This is a genomic window from Rhizobium sp. L9 (genome assembly GCF_002531885.1).
GTDB lineage: Bacteria > Pseudomonadota > Alphaproteobacteria > Rhizobiales > Rhizobiaceae > Rhizobium.
The window spans coordinates 23788-30859 of sequence record NZ_NWSZ01000046.1 but is presented as its reverse complement, the minus strand read 5'-3'; the positions used below and the strand labels follow the sequence as shown (position 1 = coordinate 30859).

General features: G+C 59.9%; 3 protein-coding genes. 2 read left to right on the top strand and 1 reads right to left on the bottom strand.

The window, feature by feature from the left end:
* Positions 1 to 3401 (bottom strand): N,N-dimethylformamidase beta subunit family domain-containing protein (locus tag CO660_RS30815; protein WP_097601724.1); only part of this gene is annotated, 3401 nt, incomplete at its 3' end.
* Positions 3402 to 4028: 627 nt separating this feature from the next.
* On the opposite strand from CO660_RS30815, the gene CO660_RS30810 reads away from it, so the two are divergent.
* Complete coding sequence (locus CO660_RS30810) at positions 4029 to 5345, top strand: SLBB domain-containing protein (RefSeq protein WP_176536413.1); 1317 nt, start codon at positions 4029 to 4031, stop codon at positions 5343 to 5345.
* A gap of 199 nt (positions 5346 to 5544) precedes the next feature.
* Entirely contained in the window at positions 5545 to 7053 is a 1509-nt protein-coding gene (locus CO660_RS30805; protein WP_097601722.1) for an O-antigen translocase, read from the top strand.
* Positions 7054 to 7072: the final 19 nt, after the last annotated feature.

Genomic DNA, 7072 nt, shown 5'->3' with positions numbered 1-7072 from the left:
TCGTTGGTCAGCACGTTGCCGCTGGCGGCCACGCCGCCCGAACCATTGGCCACACCACCCTTCTCGGTCGCATCCCCTGCATCGGCAACCGCCGTCGGCGTCGTATTCGAGCTCGGCGTCGTAAACATCACATCGACCCAATAGTTCGTCGACTGGAAGGTGCTCGTGGGGAATAGGCTGTTGCTGCCATAGGCATAGACGCCATTGCCGCTGGCCGGCGCCGTGAGCGGACCGCTGGTTACATTTGAGGTGAAGTAGCCGGTCGTCGACGAATAGTGACCGGTATTGGTATGGTAAGATGCAGTGTAGGTTTGTCCGACCGTCAGCGATACCGGACTGGTGAAATAGGCGGTCTGCCAGCCGCTGGCAGTCTCGTTCGTGAAGGTGAGGGTCGCAATCCGCGTGCCGGTACTCGACCACAGTGAACCGGTATGCGTGCCGGTATCCTGACTGCCCTTATAAAAACGAATGCCAGTGACCGTGCCTGCCACAGACGTCTGGAATTTGAAGCCGAGTTCAACCGCCGAGGTATCGTTGGTGTTGACGACCGCTGGCGTCCCCGAACCGAAGAGAGAGGTGTAACTCGGCCCGCTGACGGTGACCGTTCGTCCCGCAGAGGGCGTTTCCAGGTTGACGTTATCATCGACTGCGCGAGACCGGATGGTATAGGTGCCCGCGGTTTGCGGCTGCCAGGTATAAGTCCAGTTCTCATCGCCCGTCGCCGGATGCCAGCTCGCCCCGTTGTCGGTTGAAACCTCGACCGCGGCGATGACCCCGCCTCCGGTATCGGCAGCGGTGCCGGTAATCGTCACGGTGGATCCAACGGTCGCCGTGGCGGGCACTGTGATGACCGATGTCGGCGCAGTGTGGTCCAACGACGCGGTCCCGGCGGTGAGCCCCGACTGCAGTGTTCCAGGCTGAATGCCCATGTCGGCAAGCAAATTGACCATTGCCTGCTGCACGCGAGGATCCGTCGGAGTCGCTGTGAGGTCGTGATTGTCGCTGAGCCCCCATGTCCAGTAGACCGTGCCGGCGCCGAACACCAGCGCACCGCTGGGGGCGCGATAGAGCGTCAGATTGTGGGTCGCGGTCGCATTGCCGGTCGTGTTTCCGTAATCGAGCAAGTAGGTGCTGACCGGAAGTGTCGTCGACGACAGCTTCACCAGGCCGGCAGGATCGAAGCCGTTATCGGGCGCCTCGTCCCATTCGTAACCGAGATAGTTCTTGGTGAGCGTCGCCGTCTGCCCGGGCTGAAGATTGGCAACGCTCGTATTGCGCCAGAAGCGAAGGTTGGCATCATCATAGCCAACGGTGATCGCGCCGAGGTTGCTGCCGACATCGTCGACCTTGAACAATTGACCGGTCAGCGAATTCTCGGGATTGCCGCCGCCAATAGCCGGTGGGCTGAAGCGTGGATCGCGGAAGGTGCCTGTCCATTGGTCGGAAGGATCGATATCGCCGCCCGCCCATGTCTCCTTGTAGGTGATCAGGGTGCGGTAGGGCGTGCCGTCGGCGCTATAGGCGTTGCCCCAGCGGGTGCGCCAATAGACTTCGTTGCCGCTCCAGAACATCAGGTTGACGCCCGCATCGCGCGCAGCCTCGACATTGGTTCTCTGCTGCCCCGACCAATATTCGTCATGCCCGGCATCGATATAGGTCTTGTGATTGAGCAAGAGGCTGCCATAGCGGTCGGCGTCGACACCCGACAGATAGGAGACGTCATAGCCGTTCTGTTCCAGCCAATAGATTCCCGCATATTCGGCGCCGAACAGATAGTCTTGGGGACCGGCGTAAGTGCCGACGCCGCCGCGGGTGGCAATCGGCCTGTTGTAGCTGACCGCATAGGCGCGACCGGCACCTTGCCCCGTCGCCGGCCCGTTGCCGCCATACAAGTTTGCGCCACCCCAGCCGTTGTAAGCTTGCCAGGTCTCATCCGCGGTCTGGAAGACGACGTCGCTGTGGCTGTCGTCGTCGCGCACGATGAACGGAATGTGGTTCGAGCCAGCGGTGCCATCCTGACGCACGAGCTTGGCGATGTAGACGCCCGAGACGGCATCATCAGGTACGGTCCATGACGCCGAGACGGCCCAGTTGCCGGCGTCCACTGTGCCGGTCGTGGCATTGCGCAACGGACTGGGCTGAGTCTGCAACCCGGTGTGCTGCATGGTCGCGACCTTGCGGGCGCCCATGCCGCCATAATAGCCGAGCCGATAGATGTCGATCCGGTAGTTGGTGGAGTTGGTATTGATCTTGAAGCTGATCGTCTTGCCGTTGTCGACGCTGATGTCAGTCGCAAAGCCTTCGATGTTGGAGCTACCGGCACCGACGATGCCCCACTCGCTCTCCGGATTGCCCTGCTTCTGGTTTTCCAGCACGATTGCGTTGCTGGCCACCGCCGCGGCCGCCAGGCTCTGCGTTGTCGATGACCCCTGCGTAGAAGGCTTAGGTGGCTTCGTCACAGAGCCGGACAGGATACCGATATCCTTGGATTTTGTTCCCGTTCCCGTCTCTCCCCCACCTGGCAGGGTTCCATTGGTGAGCGCCGCGTCCGACCATGTTGCAGTGCCGGGCCACCCCGAGAGTGGGGACAAGTCACGATCGAGAAGCGGATCGCTGACCGAGGCGCCGATGGCCTGCTTAATAGCCACATAGTCCGGCCCTTCGGTCAGCCTGGTCCCCGGCAATTGACCGTCCTGTTGAAGCAGGGCGCCGCCATGAGCCCAATCGAGAATCCGAGTGGGGGAGGTAAAGTAGCCGCACCCGCACACGCCAAAGGGCATGCCGAAGGCCAGCGAATTCGCGCCGGCGTCGTGCGCTGTCGTCTGCCCTGACGGGCTCGATTCGAGAATGACGACCTTGCCCGAATGAGCACGCCCGGCCGCCACCTTAGGAGCACCTTGCCCCGAATCTGTCGGCGCAGGACTTTGCGGCAGATAGGGAGCCAGAGGATCGTCGCCCATGGAGCTCATTGCGGTAGAGGTGCGCTGAAGGGACGCTGCACCCCCGAACGCAACTCCGTTAGCGGGCCCCTGGAAATTCGCAAACTCCGGCATAAGATCCGACAGCGTGGCCGCATCACCGCTTCGAATTCCCATTTCGCCAGGCTTTGCGAAAGTGTCAGGCAAGGACTGCTCTTCGAGGCTGTTGTCCGCCTCGCCGTTCACGTGCGCTTTCTGCCCGCCATCATGCTCGTTGAGGGCCGCATCCGTATAGGGATCGTCGACAAGGGCGCCCTGCTTGTGTCCGTCGGCGGTTTGCGCCGATGCCGCAAGTTGAGCTCTATCCTTACTTTTTTCGGCCGGCTTGCGCGGTCTTTCCTTTCCCCCGACGGTCAGCCATCGGGGCACCAACGAATCCACCAGAAGTGAGTGCGAAATCCACCGGCGAGCGTTGCGATACATGGCGGGTACCTCTCGCTATATTTATCGGATCAAATCTATGAGGATCGCTTGAAACGACTCTGGGAAGTATAGTCGAAAAATAAGCGAGTATATCCTACGCCTTTCGCTCTACGGGCGGCATCCTTTGGGCACCAGCCGTGTTGCATGAACTAATGACGGGTGCGACGGGCCGCAAAGCTCGCTGCGCTCCGTGCAGGGCCTCAAGCCGCGGCGACGGCTTCGTCCATCATCGCCACATGGCGGCACTGACGCTGGAAACGCCCAGGCAGGAAGCAACGGACCGGATCGACCAAGCGATGACAAAGGCCGTCTGCATCTGGGGACTACAATCGGGCACGAGCATGCGATCTCAATCCTTCGATGCGAGTGCGCCTATTCCTGCGTGCATGATCGCGATTTTTCAGGATGATACCTCTCCGTGATATACGCTCCTGCTCGATTTAGACTGAGGCACCCACCCTATCTCATCAATAGTGATGAGGCAAAGCAAACGACCTTCACCTTCCTCAAGCCTTCGCCAGACTGCACACTAACGATGTGGCTTCGGACCTGCCGGCCGGCGGTCGAACAGCGGCAAGGGATTGGATCAGCATCCGTTGAAGAATGTTTCGCAGGCGAGATATGTATATGAATTCATCGCACCGCATCCTCCAGCTGCTCTTTCGCACGACGTTTGCCATCGGCGCACTCGCCTTTCTTGGCGGAGCGATGTCGCCGGCTCTCGCCGATAGCGCGTCCTTGCCTCCGCAAACGAAAATCCGTCTGACGATCGTGCAATGGGTGCAATCCAAAGGCCAATATGAACGATGGGATGCGCTTGGCGGCGAATACACGGTCTCGGATGAGAGCACGCTTTTCTTGCCTTTTCTCGGATCCCTTTCCGTCGGCAATCTCGAAAAAACCAATCTCATAAACGAGATCGCCAAGCGCCTGCAGGAAAAAATCGGGTTGGTTCAGCCACCCGCGGTCACGATCGAAATTCTCGAATATCCACCAATCTATGTTGTGGGAGACGTCACCACGCCCGGAGAATATAAATTTCGTCCCGGGCTTACCGTTCTGCAATCCCTGGCTATGAGCGGCGGCCCGTTTCGCTCTAAAACTCCGCTGCAAACGGAGTCGATCAAGCTCGTCGGCGAATTGCGGGAAATCGATCACTCCATCCTTCGCAGCACGGCGAAACTGTCGCGACTCCAGGCCGAGATGGCCGGTGCGAAGGAAATTACCTTCGATCAGGCGGCGGGCGCCGATCAGCAATTTTCCGCTGGGATATACAGCGAGGAGAGGGTCATTTTTCAAGCTCGTGCAAATGCGCTGGAGCGGCAGTCAAAGGCGCTCACGGAACTGCGCGAACTTTTGACCACCGAAATCTCGACTTTGGAAGAGAAACTGGTGGGCGCAGACGATAATATCAAATCAGTTGAGGACCAGCTGACCAGCGTCAAGTCCCTGGTGCAGAAAGGCCTCACGATCTCGTCGAGGCAGTTGGACCTGGAACGGTTGCTGACGACCTACCGTTCCGACAAGCTCGACCTGGTTACCGCCATCATGCGGGGTCGTCAGGCAGTTAGCGAGACAACGCGGAACCTCGAGGGCCTGTCCGACACGCGTCGGAGCGAAGTCGCGGTCGAAGCGCAGGCGGAACGGGCAAATCTCGATCAGCTCAAAATGAAGCGTGAGATGACGCAGAAGCTGCTTATCGATGAACTTGCTGCCGACGACGGCTTGAAAAACCGCAGCGTGGAGCTCCCGATCACTTTTACCGTCAGCCGGCGTAACGAAGGACGAATCGATCAATTCCAAGCCTCAGAAACGACGACGCTAGCGCCGGGTGACGTCGTGAGAGTTGTTCGGCCGCAAATTTCGGACGAGCCGTCCGAGCCCACCTCCGATCAATCTGGGGAGATGGAGCCAGAGACGCTTGCAAATCGGGCAAGCCAGTGACCTGTGGCGAAAGCACGATCACGGTGAAAGCGGCCGTGAGACCGAGAGATGTGAGATCCCGCCGCCTCGAATATCATGAGCGATATGACGGTCTCAAGAAGACCGCGCGCGCCGCGCATCTCCGAAGCTGCGTTGGGCGCCGGGCCCGGGGTAAAGCGTCGGAGATGCTGCCCGACAGGATAAAAGCTAGGGATATCTGATGACCTTGCGCATGATCCCACCCAGCGGTCAGTCTTATACCCAAATCTTGAAGTCGACGATATTGATGGGCGGTTCCTCGCTGGTGAATGTCGCTCTCAGCATCGTTCGCAACAAAGCCCTGGCTGTTCTGCTCGGGCCGGAAGGAGTGGGGCTTATCGGCCTTTACGGGGCAATCCTCGATATCGCGCAGGCAATAGCTGGTCTGGGCGTGAGCAGCAGCGGTGTGCGCCGGGTCGCCGAGGCGGCGGGCGCCGACGACGGAGAGAGGATCGCGCGGTCGGCGACAGCGCTCAGACGCATCTCGCTGGTGCTCGGGTTGTTCGGCGGGCTGTTGCTTGCGGTGCTGGCCTTTCCGGTCTCCAATCTCACCTTCGGCGACTACCAGCACGTCGGCGGCATTGTGCTGCTCTCCCTCGCCGTATTCTTTCGCATTGTGTCTGCCGGACAGGCTGCTTTGATCCAGGGCTTGCGGGGCATTGCGAATCTTGCCCGCATCAACGTGCTCTCCGGACTCTTCGGCACGATTGTCAGCATCCCGTTGATTTATCTGTTCGGCGAAAAGGCGATTGTACCCTCTCTCGTGGCGATCGCGGCCGTCTCGGTTCTTCCCACCTGGTGGTACAGCAAACAAATATCCACGCAGCCACCGCCGATGTCGGCACGCCAGTTCGGCCGAGAAGCGAAAGCCCTGTTCAGGCTCGGCGTCGCTTTCATGGCAAGCGGACTTCTGACCTTCGGCGCGGCCTATGCTATCCGCATCATCGTGCTGAATGAAGGAGGCGTTGTGGCGGCGGGGTTGTACCAGGCAGCCTGGGCGCTTGGCGGCCTCTACGCCGGTTTCATCCTGCAGGCGATGGGGACAGACTTCTATCCGCGCTTGACCGCAATCGTGGACAACGATGTCGAGTGCAATCGGCTGGTCAATGAGCAGGCGGAAATCAGCATGCTACTGGCCGGCCCCGGTCTGATCGCCACCCTGACCCTCGCCCCGCTCGTGATGAGCATGTTCTATTCCGCGGAGTTTCATGGGGCCGTGGAGCTTCTGCGATGGATCTGCCTTGGAATGATGCTCAGGATCGTCGCTTGGCCGATGGGCTTCATCGTCCTGGCGAAGGGTGCGCAGACGATCTTCTTCTGGACGGAGGTCGCAGCAACGCTGGTGCATGTGGGGCTGGCGTGGCTCTTCGTATCAAAGTTCGGCACGACAGGAGCCGGCGCGGCGTTCTTCGGCCTCTACGTCTGGCATAGTATTCTGATTTACGTGATCGTGTATCGCCTCACCGGCTTTCGCTGGTCGCGCGCCAATCGCAGGCACGCGTTTCTCTTCCTGCCGGCATCGGGACTGGTCGTCTCAGCCTTTTTCCTGTTACCGTCATGGGCGGCGATGGTGATCGGCTGCGTCGCAGCAGTCGTGACAGGGCTTTACTCGCTACGCATGTTGGTCAAACTGCTTCCGCCGGAATCGGTGCCCGCAATCGTCAGAGGATGGATCACGAAATTCGCATGAGAAAGCGCGCTTCAGATGA

Coding starts and splice junctions, on each gene's coding strand:
- CO660_RS30805 (WP_097601722.1), top strand. CDS start 5,545: ATGACCTTGCGCATGATCCCACCCAGCGGTCAGTCTTATACCCAAATC.
- CO660_RS30810 (WP_176536413.1), top strand. CDS start 4,029: ATGAATTCATCGCACCGCATCCTCCAGCTGCTCTTTCGCACGACGTTT.